Here is a 17,307-nt window from a genome sequence, read left to right as displayed (position 1 = left end):
CCGATCCGCGGAGTCCGTGCTCGCCCGCGGGTGGCGGCGGCTCGGCCGGGGCCGGGGGAGGCGTCGACCGGCCGGTGGTCACCGGCGTCGGCGGGCCCGGAGACGGCGTGGGCCGCGGGCTCGGCGACGGTCCGGGCGACGGTGCCGGGGGAGGAGGTGGGGGGTCGGCGAGCGGGAGGTCGTCCACGCCGACCGTGCTCCTCAGGCGGTACAGCTGCAGAATCAACGCGAGCCCGACACCGATCTCCGCGGCCGCGAGGACGATGATGAAGAGGGCGAAGGACTGCCCGGCCTGTGGCACCGCCGCCCGGATGGTGGCGTCGGCGGTCACGAAGACCAGGTTCACCGCGTTGAGCATGAGCTCCACGGCCATCAGCAGCAGGACCGCGTTGCGGCGGACCAGCACGCCGTAGACCCCGATGCCGAACAGCAGGGCGGCGATCGTGAACGGAAGCGCGGGATGCATCAGGACCGCCTCCGATCCGCCGGGCGGGAGCCGATGTCGGGGCGGGAGACCACGATCGCGCCGACCAGGGCGGCCAGCAGGAGCACCGAGATCAGCTCGAACGGCAGCACCCAGGTGCGGAACAGGGCCGCGCCCATGCGCTCGGCGGTGCCCGGCTCCGGCATCGTGACCCCCGCCCACCGGAACGCGTCGATGAACAGCGCCGCGAGACCGGCCCCGGCCCCGGCGCCGACCAGGGCACCCGGCCAGCGGGTGCGGTCCAGGTCGTCGCTCGCACCGATCGGAGCGCGGGTGAGCATGACGGCGAAGAGGAGCAGGACGACGACCGCGCCGACGTAGACGAGCACCTGCACCCAGGCCACGAGCTCGGCGGTGAGGACCAGATAGAGGCCGGCGACCGCGCCCAGGGCGACGACGAGCCAGAGCCCGGCCCGCACCACGTGCCGGGTCGTCACGACCAGGAGGCCGGCACCCAGCGCCACAGCGCCGAGCGCCAGCGTGAGCACGTCGGCCACGGTCATCGCTGCGCCACCCTCATGGCCGACATCCTGCCATCCGGGTATGACAGGAATCGACCGCCGGGCCGCCTGGCGATCACCCTCGGTTCCCGCGCAGCATCGAGACGCGGTCGGCGCGGAGTGGGAGCTGGCTCAGCCGGCGTCGCGGGCGGCGCGCTTGGCCGCCGCTGTCTGCTCCTTGGCCGGCTCGCCGCGGGGATCGTGCGCCGGTGGAGCCGGGACCGTCGGCACCCACTCCTCCAGGCGCTCCTTCTCGTGGAGCAGGTCACGGATGTCGTGCTCGGCGTACTCGAACTCCGGCGACCAGTGCAGCGCGTCGAACGGGCACACCTCGATGCAGATGCCGCAGTACATGCAGAGCGAGAAGTCGATCGCGAACCGGTCGAGGACGTTGCGCTGGCGGGCCCGGGCGGCGCCGGGAACCATCACCTCTTCCTTGTGCGAGTCGATGTAGATGCACCAGTCCGGGCACTCCCGCGCGCACAGCATGCACACCGTGCAGTTCTCTTCCAGCAGCGCGATGACGCCGCGGGACCGGGGCGGCAGGTCCGGTTGGACGTCCGGGTACTGCTGGGTGTGCGACCGCTTGGTCATCGTGCCCAGCGTCACGGCCAGTCCCTTGGCGAGACCCTTCCCCGGAAACTCCACGTCCGGAAGGTAACACCGGACCCGGACGGGTGGCGGCGGACGGAGGCCCAAAAAAATGTCGTACACCTGTTCTAAGATGTAGGCATGAACGAGCGACGGTGGTGGAACGGCAGCTGGTCCCGGCTCACGCGCCGGGACGTCTTCGTGCACAACGCGGCCGACGGCCGGTGGCAGGTCGAGCTGCGGCGAGGCGGGCCGGCCGGGCGGGTGCGGACCCGTGCGTTCGAATCCGAGGGGGAGGCGATCGCCTGGATCGAGAGCGCGGTGGTCGCCGTCGAGCCCAACTGGCGGGAGATCGGCGCCGCGCAGCGGGGGAAAGCGAAGGCGCGCACCCGCCGGAAGGTGGCGAAGAGCGGCTCGGGCGGGGATACCGGTGGGCTCGTCGCGTGACGGCGCGCCGGGTGGAGGCCCGCTGGGTGGAGGCGCGCTGGGTGAAGAAAGCCGACCTCGTGCAAGAAGGCATGCAGAAGCAAGAAGGCATGGGGAAAGAAGGCGCTGAGAAAGAAGGCGCTGCGAGAGCGGCAGCGGTGACCTGAGGGTTGCGTGACGAGGTGTCGCGCGATCCCTCAGCCTCGCCGTGGTGTGCGCGTCGCCGCAGTTGCCGGGGAGGGCGGCGGGAGGCGTTCGCGGCCCGGTGCGAGGGTTGGCCCGAAAGTGTCGGCGGGGGTGCCGCCGCCGTGAAAGTGTCCGGAGCGTTCGCGCGCCGCCGACCTGCCCGCCCGCTCGGGGGCGCGTCGGCAACCTGCGCCCGAAGGTGTCGGCTGCGCGGAGGTGGCCCCACTCGCGTTCGCGCCGCCGGCCCCGCGAACGTGCTCGGACCACTTTTGGTGCGACAAGTCCGGCGGCCGACACCGGGCCGAGCGAAGTGGCGTCACACTGTTGCCGGGCAGCAACCACCCCGCCGCGGGCGGGCCGTCCGTCAGGAGATCCGGTAGGGCGTCGGCGTTCCCAAACGAGAAGGTTGGTCGGAATTGGGGCAAGTGCGCGAGAAGTGAAAATCCCGTGTACGTGGGAGTACCGGCAGCGGATTGCCGGAGGCCCACGTCCGTTTTGTGGAGGTTGTCACGGCCGATCGGCTCGGGCGGGTGGCGGAAGGTCCGTCGAGTTCGACGAAGGCCGACTCACGGCGACGCCGAAACGTTGCGGTGAAGCTGCGACGAGTGAAGCGATATAGCCGGTTCGCCAGACCTGAAATCGGCCGAAAGGTCGATTCTTCCTCGCGACCGCGTCATCTTGGCCCGCGCTCTGTTGGTCCTGACGTGGCTTGTGGCACGATCGTGGGTAACCAAACCGCGCCACGTGTCGCACCGATCGCATGGGAGTCAGAGATGCGCGAAAAGACGCTCGGCCGGTGGATTGTGCGGCTGGCGGTGACCATCGGCTTCGGCTCGGTGGCGTTAGGGCTGTCAGCGGCCGCGGCCAGTGCGGATCCGATCACAATTGTCCGCTTCCACCCTCTTCCGGGGTCGGTCAGTGCGCCAGCTGTGACGAACGCGGGCTCCGCCCAGGTCTTCGTTACTGAAGACTTCGCCTGGGAGTGACCTCCGTCGCCGGTGCAGCTGGGCGGCGGTTGATCAAGGCCATGGCTGCACGCGATTGGGGAACCGGTGCCCGCACCAAAGACGCCGATCAGGCGCGATGACACGCATGCCTGGCTCATTACGGGGCCGCTGCTCATCCTCGGTTGCCTGATCTCCCTGCCGGCGCTGCTGTCCGAGCATTCGGTGCCGCTGACGCACAACATTCAGTACGCACCGGTCCTGCTGTTGTTCGCCATCGTCGCGACGCACATGCAGTTGCGGCTCGATGTGCGCCGGCAGGTGCTGGCGATCGGGATGAACGACGTTCCGATCCTGCTGGCGCTGTATTACCTGCCGCCGGCCCTGGTGATCATCATTCGGATCATCGCCGGCCTGGCGTGGTACGTCTTCAAGCTCAAGCTCGGGCCGCACAAGGTCGCGTTCAACGCCGCCAGCTTCTTCGCCGGCACGGCGACGGCGACGTTCGTCGTCGCCACGCTGCACCTCGGGCCGGCCGGCGACCCGCGGACCTGGCTGGTGCTCGCGCTGGCCATCGTGGTCAGCAACATCGTCAACCTGGCGGCGATCGCCGGGGTCATGGTGCTCGTGCAGGGCATCGCCCACCTGCCGCAGTTCCTGCGCACGGCGCTGCCCGGGTTCGCCGTCATGGGCGTCGGCATCGTGCTCGGCCTCGTGATGCTGCTGACGCTGCAGGCCAGTCCGTGGGCGAGCCTGTTCCTGTTCTTCATCGCGGTCGTCCTGGTGCTCGGCAACCGGGCCTATGCGCGCTTCCTGCGCCAGCACAAGAGCCTGATGGAGATGTACGCCCTCACCCGTGACATCGCCAGCACGAACCACGACGGCACGCTGCCCGACGTGCTGCTGGCCCGGGTCCGCGCGCTGCTCGTCGCCGACTCCGCCACGCTGTGGCTGCCCCGCCAGGGCCGGCACCAGGAGCTGCTGCTGTCGGCCCGGTTCGACTACCCGGGGCTGCTGGACGCCGCGCCGACGCCGGACCTGTTCCGCGATCTCGCAATGCGCACCGGCCGGACGATCGCGGTCGGGCCGGCAATCGGCGACTCCGAGCTGCGCACCGCGCTGCAGGAGGCTTCGGTCAAGGACATCATCGTCGTGCCCCTGCGCTCCGGCGGCGTCACCATCGGCACCCTGGAGGCGGCCGGGCGGCTCGGCGAGCGGACCGCGTTCGGCAAGGACGACGTGCAGCTGATCGAGACGCTCGCGGCCCACACCGGGGTCGCCGTCGAGAACAGCCGGCTCGTCGACCGGCTCCAGTTCGACGCCAACCACGACGCGCTGACCGGGCTGGCCAACCGGCGCCGGATGCTCGAGGCGCTCGGCGAGGCCATGAGCGGCCGCGGGGCCCGCGAGGTCGTGGCCGTCCTGCTGTTCGACGTCGTCGCGCTGCGCCAGGTCAACGACTCGCTCGGGCACGCGGCCGGCGACAAGGTGCTGGCCGAGGTGGCCCGCCGGCTGCAGGCGCTCGCGCCGCAGGGTGCGCTGGTGGCCCGGGTGGGCGACGACGAGTTCGCGATCGAGCTGCGCACCGCGAGCGCCGAGGCGGCCGCGAACGTCGCCGACACGCTGCGCCAGGGGCTGCGCGACCCGATGGTGATCGACTCGCTCACGATCGACATCGACACGTACGTCGGGGTGTCCATCTTCCCCGAGCACGGCACCGACGCCGAGGAGCTGCTGCAGCGGGCCCACGTGGCCACCCACGTCGCGAAGTCGCGGGGCATCGTGCAGGTCTTCAACGCCGGCCTCCAGTCGCGCGCGGTCCGCCGCGTCGGGCTGGCCGCCGACCTGCGCACGGCCCTGGCCGGCGGAGAGCTCGAGGTGTACTTCCAGCCCAAGGTCGCCCTGAGTGACCGGCGGCTGGTCGGTGTCGAGTGCCTGGCCCGCTGGGAGCACCCGGTGCACGGCCAGGTCGCGCCGCCGGACTTCGTGGCCGTGGCGGAGCACACCGGTCAGCTCAACCGCTTGAACGGGGTCGTACTGCGGGAGGGCATCCGACGGGCCCGCCAGTGGGCCGACGCCGGGCGCCCGCTCGCGGTGGCCGTGAACCTTTCCGCCCGCACCCTCGGCGACTCGGACCTGCCGCTGCAGATCTCGGAGCTGCTCGACGAGCACGGCGTGCCCGCCGACCGGCTCATCCTGGAGATCGCCGAGGACGAGGGGCTGCTGGCCGGTGGCCGGGCCCTGTCGACCCTCACCCGGCTGCGTGATCTCGGCGTCCGGCTGTCGGTCGACGACTTCGGCGCCGGCCGCTCGTCGTTCGCGGACCTGAGCCGGCTGCCGGTCCAGGAGGTCAAGATCGATCGGACATTCGTGCAGGGCATGGCGACCTCGCCCAGCGACCTCGCGATCGTGCGCACGATCGTGGACATGGCCCGCAACTTCGAGCTCGACGTGGTGGCCGAGGGCGTCGAGAGCGAGCTGACGCTCGGGCTGCTGGAGGACATGCGCTGCGACATGGGCCAGGGCTTCCTCTTCAGCCGTCCGCTGCCTTACGAGCGCTTCGAATCCTGGCTCCAGGTGCAGACCGCGGAGGACTCGGCGGAGGCGCCGGCGGGCGAGGTGCGCTGGCTTCGGGCAGTGCCATAACCCCGGAAAACCGCAGGTCATCGGGGACAGAATCAAAAGAGGGTAAGTCGATTTCGTGCCCGGGCCGGGGCCGTGTACTCTTAGCAAGCGCGTGTGCGGGACCGTAACGGGAACGGATGCGATGCGCCCCCTTAGCTCAGTCGGCAGAGCGTCTCCATGGTAAGGAGAAGGTCTACGGTTCGATTCCGTAAGGGGGCTCGAGACCGGGCTTGAGACATCGAGTCCGCCCGCGGCGGTGTAGCTCAGATGGCAGAGCAAGCGGCTCATAATCGCTGTGTCGCCGGTTCAAGTCCGGCCACCGCTACAGAAGCACTACGGGACGCCCGATTGGGCGTCCATCTGTGTGAGCCGCTATGATGGTTCGCTGGATCTGAATGCACCCCAACTTGCAAGCTCTGAAGGAAGGCACTTCGCCATGGCCAAGGCGACCGACGTTCGTCCGAAGATCACGCTGGCGTGCACGGAGTGCAAAGAGCGGAACTACATCACCAAGAAGAACCGCCGCAACGACCCGGACCGCATCGAGCTGAAGAAGTTCTGCCCCCGGGACGGCAAGCACACCGTGCACCGCGAGACCCGATAAAAGCAAAGAGCGACAACTGCCGCTGCGGGTTCCGAGGCCGCTTCGCTCCCGCCTCGGGTAGGGGGCTCCGCCCCCAAGCCCACAGTCAGCCATACAGCGCACGACGAAGCCCCCGGCCGAGCAGGTCGGGGGCTTCGTCGTGCTCCGGACCAGGAAGGCTGGGCCTTCGTCATCTCCCGGGAAGGCGGAACGGTAAATTCTCCGCATGCCGCTCGATCAGTCGTTCCTGGGCCGGGTGTACCCGCCGACCCCGCCGTATGAGGTGGGGAGGGAGAAGATTCGCGAGTTCGCCGACGCGATCCTCGCCGCCGACCCCGTGCACCGCGATCTCGCCGAGGCGCGGGCCAAGGGCTACAGCGACGTGATCGCGCCGCCCACCTTCGCGATCATCCTGAGCCAGAACGCCGGCCAGCAGCTCGTCGACGACCCCCACTTCGGCTTGGACTACAGCCGGGTCGTGCACGGCGGGCAGACGTTCCGCTACGTGCGGCCCATTCAGGCCGGCGACCACCTCGTCACGGTGATGGCGGTGGAGGAGATCAGCAGCCGGGCCGGGCACGGCTTCCTCACCACCCGGCATGAAGTTTCCACCGTTGAGGGTGAACTCGTCGTGACGATCTGGACCCGGCTCGTGATCCGTGGGGAGGGCTGACGCCATGCAGCCAGGCACCGAGTTTCCGGCCCAGACCTACCGGGTCACCCGCGCCACCCTGGTGCGCTACGCGGGCGCGTCCGGCGACTTCAACCCGATCCACTGGAACGACCGGCAGGCGGTCGCCGTCGGGCTCCCCGGCGTCATCGCGCACGGCATGCTCACCATGGGGCTGGCCGGGCAGGCGGTGGCGTGCTGGGTGGGCGGTACGGCGGCAATCGTGGAATTTTCGACGCGGTTCGCCAATCCAGTCGTCGTGCCCGATGACGACGAGGGGACCGAGATCGTCATCAGCGGCGTGGTGAAGAAGGTCCTCGACGAGGGCCTGGTGCAGATCGACGTCGCGGCGACGTGCCAGGGAGACAAGGTCCTGGGTGCGGCGAAGGCCATCGTCCGAAGCGATCAGGCGACACCGGCACAGCCGGTGTCGATGTAGCCGGCGGCGGCGTCGACAGCGATCGGTGGACACCGGTAGAGGGGGGTGGTTGGGATATCCCGCCAGAACCCCGTACACTGGTCCGCCGTGGGGTGAGCAACTCGACACCGGTTCATTTGGACCCGTCGGGACTGCCCTCCTCACGAAGGGGTGTGGCGCAATTGGTAGCGCAGCGGTCTCCAAAACCGCAGGTTGCAGGTTCGAGTCCTGTCGCCCCTGCGCCGAAGGCCTGACCTGGGTCCGGTGCATCCGGCCGGAGGGCCGGGGTGCCGGCCACAGCGGTCACGGTTCGACCGACCGAGTGCCGCCGGCTCCTGCCGGTGTCCGCGGCCGAAGCCGAACCGGTGGTCTACGGGTCGATCATCGGACCCGGGGTCTTGCTGCCGGCCGAAACGGACCGAGCACTCGCGAGATCACGGAAGAGGGCGAAAGTGGCCGAACGCAGGCGACGCGGGACCAACCCCGCCGACGATCGCCGTGAAGAGGAGCTCAGCGCCGAGGACGCCGCCATCGAGGAAGAGTTCGCCGACGAGCTGGACCGCCTCGACGCCGCCGACGACATCGACGAGGACGAGCTCGACGATGATGACGACGACACCTCGAGCCGCAACGGCCGGGCCAAGGACAAGGCCAAGGACGCCAAGTCCAAGGACCTGAAAGAAAAGCCGGGCAAGAAGGTCAAGGTCAAAGAGGGCGGCTCCAACAACATCTTCGCGCGGCTCATCAACTTCATCCGCGAGGTTGTCGCCGAGCTGCGTAAGGTTATCTGGCCGACCCGCAAGGAGCTGACCACTTACACGCTCGTCGTAGTGGTGTTCGTGATCGTCATGCTGGCCATCGTCGGCGGTCTCGACTACGGCTTCGCCAAGCTCGTCCTCTGGTCCTTCGGCAACGGCAGCGCGGCCGACCAGTAGGCGGTCGGCGGCGCCGGGATCAACCAGCCGGGGGATCTTCAGCCGGCGCCACAAACCGAAGACAGACAGACGGAAGTGAGCAGCGTGCAGGAATTCGACGAGACGCCCGGAACCGACGACGAGGAGCACGAGGAAGCGTCGACGGTGCTGACGGCCGAGAGCCCGGCGGAGTCGGCCCCGGCCGAGGACCCCGTCGCCGAGCTGCGCGCCGCACTGCGCTTCGCGCCCGGTGACTGGTTTGTCGTGCACTCCTACGCCGGCTACGAGAACAAGGTCAAGACCAACCTCGAGACGCGCATCACGAGCCTCGACATGGAAGAGTTCATCTACCAGGTCGAGGTCCCGACGCGCGAAGAGGTCGAGATCAAGAACGGCAAGCGCACCCAGGTGCAGAACAAGGTCTTCCCCGGCTACATCCTGGTCCGGATGGAGCTGACCCCGGAGTCGTACTCGTGCGTGCGCAACACGCCGGGCGTCACCGGCTTCGTGGGTGCGACGGACCGCGCCGACCGCCCGGCGCCGCTGTCGCTCGACGAGGTGCTCAAGTGGCTGGCCCCCGCAGTCCAGCCGGAGGCGGGCAAGAAGGCCGGCAAGCCCGAGGTCAAGGTCCTCGACTTCGAGGTCGGCGACTCGGTCACCGTCACCGACGGCGCCTTCGCTTCGCTCCAGGCGACGATCAGCGAGATCAACGCGGACCAGCAGAAGCTCAAGGTGCTGGTCTCGATCTTCGGCCGCGAGACCCCGGTCGAGCTGAACTTCAACCAGGTCACCAAGATCTAAAGGCCGGGCCAACGGCCTGGTCAAAGATCCAAAATAGCCTGCGGTACGCTTGAGCGTCCGGCCGGAAAGGCCGGGCGCTCACGTGTGCGTAGAGACCGCGACACAGCGCGGACGCACCAAACACGATTCCAGCCCAGGAAGACGAAAACAGCCATGCCTCCGAAGAAGAAGCTCGTCAAGACCTTCACGCTTCAGCTGCCGGGCGGCCAGGCCACGCCGGCGCCGCCGGTCGGCCCCGCCCTCGGTCAGCACGGCGTGAACATCATGGAGTTCGTCAAGGCGTACAACGCCCAGACGGAGTCCATGCGCGGTGACATCATCCCGGCGCAGATCAGCGTCTACGAGGACCGTACGTTCACGTTCATCCTGAAGACCCCGCCCGCCGCGCGCCTGCTGCTCAAGGCCGCCGGTGTGCCGAAGGGCTCGGGCGTCCCGCAGAAGGACAAGGTCGGCTCGATCACCAAGGCGCAGCTGCGCGAGGTGGCCGAGAAGAAGATGGCCGACCTCAACGCGAACGACATCGAGATGGCCGAGCGGATCATCGCCGGCACTGCCCGCTCCATGGGCATCATCGTCAAGGACTGACCCCAAGCACATTGAGTGGGAGGGCGCTCCGCGGGGCGTCCGCACTGAGACCACAGGAGAAATCAGCGACATGTCGCAGCACGGCAAGAACTACCGCAAGGCCGTCGACCTCGTCGACCGCGGCGCGCTCTACAGCCCCGTCGCCGCCATCCGGCTGGCGAAGCAGACCACGACCGTGAAGTTCGACCCCACCGTCGAGGTGGCCATGCGCCTGGGTGTCGACCCGCGCAAGGCCGACCAGATGGTCCGTGGCACGGTCAACCTCCCGCACGGCACCGGTAAGACCGCCCGCGTCATCGTCTTCGCGCAGGGCCCCAAGGCCGCCGAGGCCGAGGCCGCCGGCGCCGACGCGGTCGGCACGGACGAGCTGGTCGCCCGCATTCAGGAGGGCTGGCTGGACTTCGACGCGGCGATCGCCACGCCGGACCAGATGGCCAAGATCGGCCGGATCGCGCGGATCCTGGGCCCGCGCGGCCTGATGCCGAACCCGAAGACGGGCACGGTGACCATGGACGTCACCAAGGCGATCAACGAGATCAAGGGTGGCAAGATCACCTACCGGGTGGACAAGCACTCGAACCTGCACCTGATCATCGGCAAGGCGAGCTTCAGCGAGCAGCAGCTGGTCGAGAACTACGCGGCCGTGCTGGACGAGGTCAACCGGGCCAAGCCTTCGGCCGCCAAGGGCAAGTACCTCCGGAAGATCTTCGTCACCACCACCATGGGCCCGGGCATCCCGGTCGACCCGAGCAAGACCCGCAACCTCCTCGAGGACGACAGCGTCACCCCTGGAGCAGCGGAGTAGTAACGACGCTCAGCAATCTCCCAGCCGACTGGGAACACCCGGGACAGCGTGTCTATGGCACGCTGTCCCGGTGCGTTTCCAGGACGTGTGGTTCCGGTACGGCCGTCGCGCACCCTGGACGCTGCGCGGTGTCGACCTGACGCTCGAACCCGGGGAGACGGCCGTCGTGGCCGGCCCGAACGGCTCGGGCAAGTCCACCCTGTTGCAGCTCGCCGCCGGTGTCCTGGTGCCCGGCCGCGGCATCGTCGCCCAGCGCCCGAAGGTCGTCGGCTGGGTTCCTGAACGCTTTCCGGCCGACCAGCCGTTCACCGCGCGGGCCTACCTCACCCACATGGGCAAGATCCACGGTCTGGACGCCACCGCCGACATCGACCGCTGGGCCGACCGGCTCAACTTCGGGCACTTCCTCGACGTGCGGCTCGGCCGGCTGTCGAAGGGCTCGGCCCAGAAGGTCGGCCTGGTGCAGGCGCTCCTCAAACCGCCGGGCCTGCTGGTGCTCGACGAGCCCTGGGAGGGCCTCGACGCGCAGACCCGCGAACAGGTGCCCGCGATCGTCGCCGAGGTCGTCGGCCAGGGCGGGTCCGTGCTGGTCAGTGACCACCTGGGCGAGGTCGCGCGGCTGCCCGGGGCGCGCCGCTGGGACGTCCGCGACGGCGAGGTCCGCGCCGGCGAGCGCGCGGGCGGCAAGAAGGTGATCGAGCTGGCGGTCGACGCGGCGGAGGCGGGTGACGCGGTGTCGCGCCTGCGCTCGTTCGGCTTCGACGTGCTGTCGGTGCGGGATGAGGTACCCCAGCGATGATTGCACTTGTCCGCATGCGGCTTGTCGGCTTCGTCCAGACCGGTCGAGCGGCCGCACCGCTGTTCTGCACCCTCGTGGTCCTGTCGATCCTGTATGGCGGCGGTCAGTCCCAGGCCGGCGAGGCGTACGGCGTCTCCGCGGCCATCCTGTTCGCGGTCCTGGCCTGGCAGACGAAGGTCCTCATGGACGTCGAGCCGGACGTCCAGCGGCGCCTCAGCCGGATCGCCGTCGGCGGGGCCACACGGGAGATCACCGCCGGCCTGCTCGCCGCCGTCCTGGCCGGCCTGCCCGTTGTCCTGGTCGCGCTGATCCTGCCGTGGGTGGTCGGCGGCGTGACGACCCCGCGCGCCGGAGATCCGCCGCTGTCCACCGGCATCGCCCTGGGCGTCTGGGCCCACCTGCTGCTCCTGCTGCCGGCCGTCGTCCTCGGCGCGCTGGCCAGCCGGGCCGTGACCGGGCACACCGGCCGCGGGCTGACAGTGCTGGTGGCCGGCATCGTGTTCGCGATCGTGTTCGGCCTCAAGAGCTTCCCGGTGCCGTGGCTGGCCCCGCCCGTGATGGTCACCGCCCGCGACACGGTCGGCGCGGCCCACCTGCCGGCTGTCCTGCTCGCCACCGGATGGGGCATCGCCTGGAGCGCCGTGTTCACCGCCGTGTACGCCCGCATCCGCCGGGAGCAGGCGTGATTTGGAGAAGCGGCCGGTAACCCGTACTCTTGTCGCTGAAACCCGAAGACCGCTGGTCATGTCCGCGTGAGCGGATATCGAAGGCCCCGCCGCAATGCGGGCGACCCGCGCAGGGACGCGATACTGGTGTGAATGTCGGCCGTCACTGGCCGCCCTCCGCTCCGAGCGCCCCTGCGCCCGGGGCGTTTTTCATTGCCCGGAGTTTTCAGCCGGCGCTCTTAAACGGCAACTGCAACAAGGATGAGAGGAGGGACATGGCGGACAAGCCGGTTCGAGACGACAAGGCCACTTCGGTCGCGGAACTCACTGACAAGTTCCGGGGCTCCTCGGCCACCGTGCTGACCGAGTACCGCGGCCTGACCGTGGCGCAGCTCAAGACCCTGCGCCGCAACCTGGGCCGCGAGACCACGTACGCCGTCGCGAAGAACACGCTCGCGAAGCGTGCCGCGACCGATGCGGGCATCAGCGGGCTCGACGATTTGTTCTCCGGTCCTACCGCGCTCGCCTTCGTCGGCGGGGACCCGGTGGAGGCGGCCAAGAGCCTCCGCGAGTTCGCGAAGACCAACCCGATGCTCGTCATCAAGGGCGGCGTCTTCGAGGGCAAGGCCATCAGCGCGGACGAGGTCCGTCGCCTGGCCGACCTGGAGTCCCGTGAGGTGCTGCTGGCCAAGCTGGCCGGCGCCATGAAGGGCAACCTGTCCAAGGCCGCGGCGCTGTTCCAGGCTCCGCTGTCGAAGGCGGTCCGCACCGCCCAGGCTCTGGTGGACAAGCGCGCGCAGGAAGCCGGTGGCGCGGCCGAATAGTCCGGCCCGCCCCGTTATTCGAAACTTTTGAGAGGAAACGCCACCATGGCGAAGCTGAGCACCGACGAACTCCTCGACGCGTTCAAGGAGATGACGCTGATCGAGCTCTCCGAGTTCGTGAAGCAGTTCGAAGAGGTCTTCGAGGTCACCGCGGCCGCCCCGGTCGCCATCGCCGGCGCCGCCGGCCCGGCCGCCCCGGCCGAGGCCGTTGAGGAGCAGAGCGAGTTCGACCTCGTCCTCGAGGCCGACGGCGGCAAGAAGATCCAGGTCATCAAGGTCGTGCGTGAGCTGACCGGCCTGGGCCTGAAGGAGGCCAAGGACCTCGTCGAGGCCGCGCCGAAGGCCGTCCTGGAGAAGGTCAACAAGGAGACCGCCGAGAAGGGCAAGGCCAAGCTCGAGGCCGAGGGCGCCAAGGTCTCCCTCAAGTAATCTGCTGCTCGCGCACAAAGCGGCGGGCCGGCTGCGTCATTACCGACGCGGCCCGTGCCGCGGAACAGCGAGATCGGACGGCCGCCGGAATTCCGGCGGCCGTCTTTCTTTTCTTACGCAACATGTAAGGACCCCAAGATCTAGGGGGTCGACCACAACACTTAGTGGTCGCACTGCGAGATATCTGTCACGAAGCCCCGACGCGCGTGGGAACCCTTGACGCGATGACCGGCGGGCAGGCACGCTAATCAGGCACTGCCTTCCGCGGACGCGGCGGCCGAGCGGACCGACCTGATGTGCCCCCGCCCTTCTTGGGCGCGGCTCAGCGCGCATCGACAGGAACCCGCAGGCCACGACCGATGCGAGCGGCTCGGCCGGTGGGGAAACGATCTTCAAAAAAGGTCGTTGGAAACATCGTGCACGATGCCGCTGGACAGCGGTGAGCCTTGCGGCTACACTGCTAGTTTGCGCTGTCTTCTGACTTCACCTTCGGCGTGAGGTGTCCCTTCGTGGGCTCCTCCACATCGGGGGTCGTCAGGCTGCACGCGAAACGGCCTGTCTGCAACACCGGTCCTCGGAAGGACGCATCTTGGCAGCTTCCCGCCCTGCGAAGACCAGTTCGAGCGCTTACGCTCCCCGCCGGGTCTCCTTCGGCAGGATCACCGAACACCTTGAGGTTCCCAACCTCCTCGCCATCCAAACCGACTCGTTCGACTGGTTGGTTGGCAACGAGGCTTGGCAGAGCCGCTCGTCCGGTGATCAGCACGCCCGTTCCGGGCTCGCGGAGATCCTCGAAGAGATCAGTCCTATTGAGGACTTCTCCGGCACGATGTCGCTGTCGTTCTCCGCGCCCCGCTTCGATGAGGTCAAGGCCCCGATCGAGGAGTGCAAGGAGAAGGACCTCACCTACTGCGCCCCGCTGTTCGTGACCGCGGAGTTCACCAACCACACCACCGGCGAGATCAAGAGCCAGACGGTGTTCATGGGTGACTTCCCGATGATGACGCCCAAGGGCACGTTCATCATCAATGGCACCGAGCGCGTCGTGGTGAGCCAGCTCGTCCGCTCGCCGGGCGTGTACTTCGACAAGCAGCCGGACAAGACCTCCGACCGCGACCTCACCAGCGTCAAGGTCATCCCGAGCCGGGGTGCCTGGCTCGAGTTCGACATCGACAAGCGCGACACCGTCGGTGTCCGCATCGACCGCAAGCGCCGGCAGGCGGTCTCCGTCCTGCTCAAGGCCATCGGCTGGTCCGCCGAGCGGATTCGTGAGAAGTTCGGCTGGTCCGAGCTCATGATGACCACGCTCGAGAAGGACCACATCGCCGGCCAGGACGAGGCGCTGCTTGACATCTACCGCAAGCTGCGGCCTGGTGAGCCGCCGACGCGGGAGAACGCGCAGAACCTCCTCGACAACCTGTTCTTCAACCCGAAGCGGTACGACGTCGCCAAGGTTGGTCGATACAAGTTCAACAAGAAGCTCGAACTGGATCTGCCGATCAACCAGGGCGTCCTGACCGAAGAGGACATTGTCGCCACGGTCGAGTACCTCTGCCGCCTGCACACCGGCGAAGAGGGCTACGAGGCCGACGACATCGACCACTTCGGCAACCGGCGGCTGCGCACGGTCGGCGAGCTCATCCAGAACCAGGTCCGCGTGGGCCTGTCCCGGATGGAGCGCGTCGTCCGCGAGCGCATGACTACCCAGGACGTCGAGGCGATCACGCCGCAGACCTTGATCAACATCCGTCCCGTCGTGGCGGCGATCAAGGAGTTCTTCGGCACCTCGCAGCTCTCCCAGTTCATGGACCAGACCAACCCGCTGGCGGGCCTGACCCACCGGCGCCGGCTGAGCGCGCTCGGCCCGGGTGGTCTCTCCCGTGAGCGGGCCGGCTTCGAGGTCCGCGACGTGCACCCGTCCCACTACGGCCGCATGTGCCCGATCGAGACCCCTGAGGGTCCCAACATCGGTCTCATCGGCGCGCTCTCGACGTTCGCGCGGGTCAACCCGTTCGGCTTCGTCGAGACGCCATACCGCAAGGTCGTCGACGGCAAGGTGACCGACCAGATCGACTACCTGACCGCGGACGAGGAGGACCGGTACGTCAAGGCGCAGGCCAACGCTCCGCTGAAGAGCGACGGCAACTTCGCCGAGGACCGGATCCTGGTTCGCCGGAAGGGCGGCGAGGTCGACAACGTCCCCGCCGACCAGGTCGACTACATGGACGTGTCGCCGCGGCAGATGACCTCGGTCGCCACCGCGATGATCCCGTTCCTCGAGCACGACGACGCCAACCGGGCACTGATGGGCGCGAACATGCAGCGCCAGGCCGTGCCGCTGGTCAAGGCGGAGTCGCCGCTCGTCGGCACCGGCATGGAGTACCGTGCCGCCGTCGACGCCGGCGACGTGGTCGTGGCCGAGGTCGGTGGGGTCGTCGAGGACATGTGCGCCGACTACGTCACCGTCCACCAGGACGACGGCCACCGCCGCACCTACCTGCTGCACAAGTTCCGCCGCTCCAACTCCGGCTCCTGCGTCAACCAGAAGCCGGTGATCTTCGAGGGGCAGCGGGTCGAGGCCGGGCAGGTCATCGCCGACGGTCCGTGCACCGACGAGGGCGAGATGGCGCTCGGGCGCAACCTGCTCGTGGCGTTCATGCCCTGGGAGGGCCACAACTACGAAGACGCGATCATCTTGTCCCAGAAGCTGGTGCAGAACGACGTCCTCACCTCGATCCACATCGAGGAGCACGAGGTCGACGCGCGCGACACCAAGCTGGGGCCGGAGGAGATCACCCGCGACATCCCGAACGTCAGCGAGGAAATGCTCGCCGACCTCGACGAGCGGGGGATCATCCGGATCGGCGCCGAGGTAGTCACCGGCGACATCCTCGTCGGCAAGGTCACGCCCAAGGGTGAGACCGAGCTGACCCCGGAGGAGCGGCTGCTGCGCGCGATCTTCGGTGAGAAGGCCCGCGAGGTCCGCGACACCAGCCTCAAGGTGCCGCACGGCGAGACCGGCACGGTCATCGGTGTGCGCACGTTCAGCCGCGAGGACGGCGACGAGCTGTCCCCGGGCGTGAACGAGCTGGTCCGCGTCTACGTGGCCCAGAAGCGGAAGATCCAGGACGGCGACAAGCTCGCCGGCCGCCACGGCAACAAGGGTGTCATCTCCAAGATCCTGCCCGTCGAGGACATGCCGTTCCTCGAGGACGGGACCCCGGTCGACATCGTCCTCAACCCGCTCGGTGTGCCGAGCCGTATGAACATCGGGCAGGTCCTGGAAACCCACCTCGGGTGGGTGGCCAAGACCGGCTGGAAGATCGACGGCGACGAGCACGAGTGGCAGCGCGCCCTGAAGTCCATCAACGCGGGGGAGTCCGAGCCGGACACCAACGTGGCGACCCCGGTCTTCGACGGCGCCAAGGAGGAGGAGATTGCCGGCCTGCTGAGCAGCACGCTGCCCAACCGGGACGGCAAGCAGCTCATCGGGGCCAGCGGCAAGGCGCGGCTGTTCGACGGCCGCTCCGGCGAGCCGCTCCCGGACCCGATCGCGGTCGGCTACATCTACATCCTGAAGCTCAACCACCTGGTCGACGACAAGATCCACGCTCGCTCCACCGGCCCCTACTCCATGATCACGCAGCAGCCGCTGGGTGGTAAGGCGCAGTTCGGTGGCCAGCGCTTCGGTGAGATGGAGTGCTGGGCGATGCAGGCCTATGGTGCGGCTTACGCGCTGCAGGAGCTGCTGACGATCAAGTCCGACGACGTCCTCGGACGCGTCAAGGTCTACGAGGCGATCGTCAAGGGCGAGAACATCCCGGAGCCGGGCATTCCGGAGTCCTTCAAGGTGCTCCTCAAGGAGCTGCAGTCGCTGTGCCTGAACGTCGAGGTGCTCTCCAGCGATGGTGTGGCCCTCGAGATGCGCGAGACGGACGACGAGGTGTTCCGGGCCGCCGAGGAGTTGGGCATCGACCTCTCGCGGCGCGAGCCGAGCAGCGTCGAGGAAGTTTGATTCGCGGCTGATGCCCCCGCCGGAGACGGCGGGGGCATCGGGC

General features: G+C 68.5%; 18 protein-coding genes, 3 tRNA genes and 1 pseudogene. 19 read left to right on the top strand and 3 right to left on the bottom strand.

Annotated features, from left to right (window positions below):
* Positions 1 to 94: 94 nt before the first annotated feature.
* The 3 genes and pseudogenes from nuoK to Dvina_RS50005 all read right to left on the bottom strand — a co-directional run.
* A pseudogene (gene nuoK / locus Dvina_RS54985) lies at positions 95 to 466 on the bottom strand (NADH-quinone oxidoreductase subunit NuoK); the annotation flags it as partial.
* Complete coding sequence (locus Dvina_RS50010; protein WP_223099150.1) at positions 466 to 987, bottom strand: NADH-quinone oxidoreductase subunit J family protein; 522 nt, start codon at positions 985 to 987, stop codon at positions 466 to 468. The gene Dvina_RS50010 and the pseudogene nuoK, both read right to left, overlap by 1 nt.
* A 129-nt stretch (positions 988 to 1,116) precedes the next feature.
* Positions 1,117 to 1,632: a NuoI/complex I 23 kDa subunit family protein gene (locus Dvina_RS50005; protein ID WP_246655833.1), complete on the bottom strand. Its 516-nt coding sequence runs from the start codon at positions 1,630 to 1,632 to the stop codon at positions 1,117 to 1,119.
* Positions 1,633 to 1,716: 84 nt separating this feature from the next.
* On the opposite strand from Dvina_RS50005, the gene Dvina_RS50000 reads away from it, so the two are divergent.
* From Dvina_RS50000 to rpoB, 19 genes are all read left to right on the top strand, one after another.
* Positions 1,717 to 2,022 carry a hypothetical protein gene (locus Dvina_RS50000; protein WP_223099148.1) on the top strand — a complete coding sequence of 102 codons (306 nt, stop codon included), beginning with the start codon at positions 1,717 to 1,719 and terminating at the stop codon, positions 2,020 to 2,022.
* Entirely contained in the window at positions 2,019 to 2,168 is a 150-nt protein-coding gene (locus Dvina_RS49995; RefSeq protein ID WP_223099145.1) for a hypothetical protein, read from the top strand. The genes Dvina_RS50000 and Dvina_RS49995 overlap by 4 nt, the downstream gene beginning before the upstream one ends.
* A gap of 792 nt (positions 2,169 to 2,960) precedes the next feature.
* Positions 2,961 to 3,173: a hypothetical protein gene (locus tag Dvina_RS49990; protein ID WP_223099143.1), complete on the top strand. Its 213-nt coding sequence runs from the start codon at positions 2,961 to 2,963 to the stop codon at positions 3,171 to 3,173.
* A 66-nt stretch (positions 3,174 to 3,239) separates the two neighbouring features.
* The gene (locus Dvina_RS49985) at positions 3,240 to 5,777 is read left to right on the top strand and encodes a putative bifunctional diguanylate cyclase/phosphodiesterase (RefSeq protein WP_223099140.1); all 2,538 of its coding nucleotides are present in this window, start codon (positions 3,240 to 3,242) and stop codon (positions 5,775 to 5,777) included.
* Between the two features lie 125 nt (positions 5,778 to 5,902).
* Positions 5,903 to 5,975, top strand: a tRNA-Thr gene (locus tag Dvina_RS49980).
* 33 nt (positions 5,976 to 6,008) lie between these two features.
* Positions 6,009 to 6,081 (top strand) — tRNA-Met (locus Dvina_RS49975).
* A gap of 111 nt (positions 6,082 to 6,192) precedes the next feature.
* Positions 6,193 to 6,360, top strand: a complete 168-nt coding sequence (rpmG, locus tag Dvina_RS49970; protein ID WP_033357682.1) for a 50S ribosomal protein L33 — start codon at positions 6,193 to 6,195, stop codon at positions 6,358 to 6,360.
* 205 nt (positions 6,361 to 6,565) lie between these two features.
* A complete protein-coding gene (locus Dvina_RS49965) occupies positions 6,566 to 7,012 on the top strand; it encodes an FAS1-like dehydratase domain-containing protein (protein ID WP_223099139.1) in 447 nt (148 codons plus the stop codon).
* Between the two features lie 4 nt (positions 7,013 to 7,016).
* The gene (locus Dvina_RS49960) at positions 7,017 to 7,448 is read left to right on the top strand and encodes a MaoC family dehydratase (protein WP_223099138.1); all 432 of its coding nucleotides are present in this window, start codon (positions 7,017 to 7,019) and stop codon (positions 7,446 to 7,448) included.
* Between the two features lie 146 nt (positions 7,449 to 7,594).
* Positions 7,595 to 7,667: transfer RNA gene (locus Dvina_RS49955), tRNA-Trp, on the top strand.
* 212 nt (positions 7,668 to 7,879) lie between these two features.
* The gene (secE, locus tag Dvina_RS49950; RefSeq protein ID WP_223106165.1) at positions 7,880 to 8,362 is read left to right on the top strand and encodes a preprotein translocase subunit SecE; all 483 of its coding nucleotides are present in this window, start codon (positions 7,880 to 7,882) and stop codon (positions 8,360 to 8,362) included.
* A gap of 84 nt (positions 8,363 to 8,446) precedes the next feature.
* Positions 8,447 to 9,142: a transcription termination/antitermination protein NusG gene (nusG, locus tag Dvina_RS49945; RefSeq protein WP_223099137.1), complete on the top strand. Its 696-nt coding sequence runs from the start codon at positions 8,447 to 8,449 to the stop codon at positions 9,140 to 9,142.
* A gap of 153 nt (positions 9,143 to 9,295) precedes the next feature.
* Positions 9,296 to 9,727, top strand: coding sequence for a 50S ribosomal protein L11 (gene rplK, locus Dvina_RS49940; RefSeq protein ID WP_223099136.1), 432 nt, complete (start codon positions 9,296 to 9,298; stop codon positions 9,725 to 9,727).
* Between the two features lie 70 nt (positions 9,728 to 9,797).
* The gene (rplA, locus tag Dvina_RS49935; protein WP_223099135.1) at positions 9,798 to 10,532 is read left to right on the top strand and encodes a 50S ribosomal protein L1; all 735 of its coding nucleotides are present in this window, start codon (positions 9,798 to 9,800) and stop codon (positions 10,530 to 10,532) included.
* Between the two features lie 70 nt (positions 10,533 to 10,602).
* Positions 10,603 to 11,331: an ATP-binding cassette domain-containing protein gene (locus Dvina_RS49930; RefSeq protein WP_223099134.1), complete on the top strand. Its 729-nt coding sequence runs from the start codon at positions 10,603 to 10,605 to the stop codon at positions 11,329 to 11,331.
* Positions 11,328 to 12,017: a hypothetical protein gene (locus tag Dvina_RS49925; protein ID WP_223099133.1), complete on the top strand. Its 690-nt coding sequence runs from the start codon at positions 11,328 to 11,330 to the stop codon at positions 12,015 to 12,017. The genes Dvina_RS49930 and Dvina_RS49925 overlap by 4 nt, the downstream gene beginning before the upstream one ends.
* Before the next feature lie 254 nt (positions 12,018 to 12,271).
* The gene (gene rplJ / locus Dvina_RS49920; protein WP_223099132.1) at positions 12,272 to 12,820 is read left to right on the top strand and encodes a 50S ribosomal protein L10; all 549 of its coding nucleotides are present in this window, start codon (positions 12,272 to 12,274) and stop codon (positions 12,818 to 12,820) included.
* Positions 12,821 to 12,865: 45 nt separating this feature from the next.
* Positions 12,866 to 13,249: a 50S ribosomal protein L7/L12 gene (gene rplL / locus Dvina_RS49915; RefSeq protein ID WP_223099131.1), complete on the top strand. Its 384-nt coding sequence runs from the start codon at positions 12,866 to 12,868 to the stop codon at positions 13,247 to 13,249.
* Between the two features lie 589 nt (positions 13,250 to 13,838).
* A complete protein-coding gene (gene rpoB / locus Dvina_RS49910; protein ID WP_223099129.1) occupies positions 13,839 to 17,264 on the top strand; it encodes a DNA-directed RNA polymerase subunit beta in 3,426 nt (1,141 codons plus the stop codon).
* Positions 17,265 to 17,307: the final 43 nt, after the last annotated feature.

This window comes from Dactylosporangium vinaceum (genome assembly GCF_019904175.1).
Lineage (GTDB): Bacteria > Actinomycetota > Actinomycetes > Mycobacteriales > Micromonosporaceae > Dactylosporangium > Dactylosporangium vinaceum.
The sequence above is the reverse complement of the archived record's forward strand: the minus strand, read 5'-3'. Positions and strand labels throughout refer to the sequence as shown.

Coding starts and splice junctions, on each gene's coding strand:
- rplJ (WP_223099132.1), top strand. CDS start 12,272: ATGGCGGACAAGCCGGTTCGAGACGACAAGGCCACTTCGGTCGCGGAA.
- Dvina_RS49990 (WP_223099143.1), top strand. CDS start 2,961: ATGCGCGAAAAGACGCTCGGCCGGTGGATTGTGCGGCTGGCGGTGACC.
- rplA (WP_223099135.1), top strand. CDS start 9,798: ATGTCGCAGCACGGCAAGAACTACCGCAAGGCCGTCGACCTCGTCGAC.
- rpmG (WP_033357682.1), top strand. CDS start 6,193: ATGGCCAAGGCGACCGACGTTCGTCCGAAGATCACGCTGGCGTGCACG.
- Dvina_RS49965 (WP_223099139.1), top strand. CDS start 6,566: ATGCCGCTCGATCAGTCGTTCCTGGGCCGGGTGTACCCGCCGACCCCG.
- Dvina_RS50000 (WP_223099148.1), top strand. CDS start 1,717: ATGAACGAGCGACGGTGGTGGAACGGCAGCTGGTCCCGGCTCACGCGC.
- rplK (WP_223099136.1), top strand. CDS start 9,296: ATGCCTCCGAAGAAGAAGCTCGTCAAGACCTTCACGCTTCAGCTGCCG.
- rplL (WP_223099131.1), top strand. CDS start 12,866: ATGGCGAAGCTGAGCACCGACGAACTCCTCGACGCGTTCAAGGAGATG.
- Dvina_RS49960 (WP_223099138.1), top strand. CDS start 7,017: ATGCAGCCAGGCACCGAGTTTCCGGCCCAGACCTACCGGGTCACCCGC.
- Dvina_RS49925 (WP_223099133.1), top strand. CDS start 11,328: ATGATTGCACTTGTCCGCATGCGGCTTGTCGGCTTCGTCCAGACCGGT.
- Dvina_RS50010 (WP_223099150.1), bottom strand. CDS start 987: ATGACCGTGGCCGACGTGCTCACGCTGGCGCTCGGCGCTGTGGCGCTG.